This window comes from Paenibacillus sp. J22P90, from assembly GCF_059692195.1.
In genome coordinates this window covers 1-1,799 of sequence record NZ_JCAUAY010000027.1, presented here as the reverse complement: position 1 = coordinate 1,799, position 1,799 = coordinate 1, and the positions used below count along the sequence as shown (strand labels likewise).

At 38.0% G+C, this 1,799-nt stretch carries 2 protein-coding genes; both read left to right on the top strand.

The window, feature by feature from the left end:
* The first annotated feature begins 262 nt into the window (after positions 1-262).
* Entirely contained in the window at positions 263-943 is a 681-nt protein-coding gene (locus AC58UX_RS32605; protein WP_497260161.1) for a hypothetical protein, read from the top strand.
* 143 nt (positions 944-1,086) lie between these two features.
* Entirely contained in the window at positions 1,087-1,581 is a 495-nt protein-coding gene (locus tag AC58UX_RS32600) for a hypothetical protein (RefSeq protein WP_497260160.1), read from the top strand.
* The last annotated feature ends 218 nt before the right edge of the window (positions 1,582-1,799 follow it).

Below are 1,799 nucleotides of genomic sequence, written 5' to 3'. Positions count from 1 at the left end.
CTCCTGATGTGGGATTTTAAGGGCTGTAGACCCGTTACGTACTCCCATCGTACAGAGGCGCTCTTTTTTATTCAAATTCCAAATTATTCGTTTCACAGGAATTCTAACGGGTAACGAGAGTTCAATAACAACAAGAGGCAGCCGACCCTATTGGTTCGGTTGCCTTTTCTCAACTATCGGGCAGTTATGCATCATATATCAGGTATAAGAATATTGTTGAGTGAATGTTGCGAAGAGTATCAGGAAGGCAGGGGAAGCAATTATGAGTGAAAAGGTTGATGCAGCTGTATTAAATAATATCGTTTGGTGTGGAATCGTATGTGAGACGCACGGTATTACTGCAACTTCAAGAAAACATATTTGGAGGACAACATCGAAATCTCCGCCATATTACCCGGACATGATTACATCAAGCAGGCATGTAACTGTTGATGAGTTAATTGACATCATTGAAAAAAAAGAAGTAACCGGCATCAAAGATAGTTTTGCTAATCTTGAATTGTCGCCTTTTGATTTTGAAATGTTATTTACAGCCGACTGGATTTATCATGCACCGGTGGTTAACTTGGAGTCCATTCAACCTGAATGGTGCCATGTCACAACAGAAAATGAGTTAGCAGATTGGACTTCCGCCCATGGTTTAGAAAATGTGATTAAACCTGAACTTTTAGAGCGCCGTGATGTAAAAATTTATTTAAATAAGAAAAAGGATGAAGTTTCAGGATTTATCGCTAATCTAGGCGCAAATGCCATAGGGATATCCAACGTATTTTCGAGTGCTAACATCGAAAATACGTGGTCTGATATTCATAATATAGTCTCATTGGATTTTCCAGGGTTACCCATGGTGGGATACGAAAGTGGTACTGATCTTACCGCAGCACTTAAATCGGGATGGACAACTGTAGGACCGCTTCGTGTATGGGTGAGATCGAGTGACTGATTGAGCTAACGGGGAACCTTACTTAAATTGGGATCGCCGGCTGCCATGTGGTAACTCTTACTCCATAAAGGATTTTATAATCAAATGTCGAAATTATTAAAATAATTTTCTAATCAATATCGACTTGAGGTAGGTGTAGTTATATGTTTCAGGAATGGTATGATTCTCTTGAAGGTGAGAAAAAGGTTAAGGCTGATGATTTAATTGAGAAGTTCACTGCTTTAGGTTGTCCAGATCCACTTATATGGACAAGATCAGAACTAGAAGAAAATAATCCATCACTTGCAGAATTCAGATTCTTAGCATTTCTAAAGAAATCTCTTACTTATTATGATCAAAATCAAGAATCAATTGTTCAGGGGTTATCCGAACGGGGCATGCCATTAATCAAAAATACCATAAAGAAAATGGTAGATGCAGGCATTCCAAATAATGAAATAACAACACTATTAAAATACTATACATACGCTGGCATGTCAGAAGTATTTGACAGACTTGAACATTATTACACAGATAATTTGCCTGATTATCCTACCTGGGTTATGCAAGAGACTGATCCTAACGGTGAACCAACGGGAAGACCGATGTATGGTCTTTATGGAAATCAATGGTTCCTTGAGCCTCACAACGATAAATAATGTTAACTATCTATTAATACTCAATACACTTAGGATTCAACTAACGAGAGTACTATAGCGTCATCACTTCAGGCTGCCGGTATTTATTGGCGGCCTATTGAAGTAACGGGCAGGATACAGAAATTACCTTATAGAAATTATATGGTGTCAATTGTATTTTAAATTCGATATATAACTGGGGGAGACCAATTAATTGCTAAACTTATATATAACTCGAC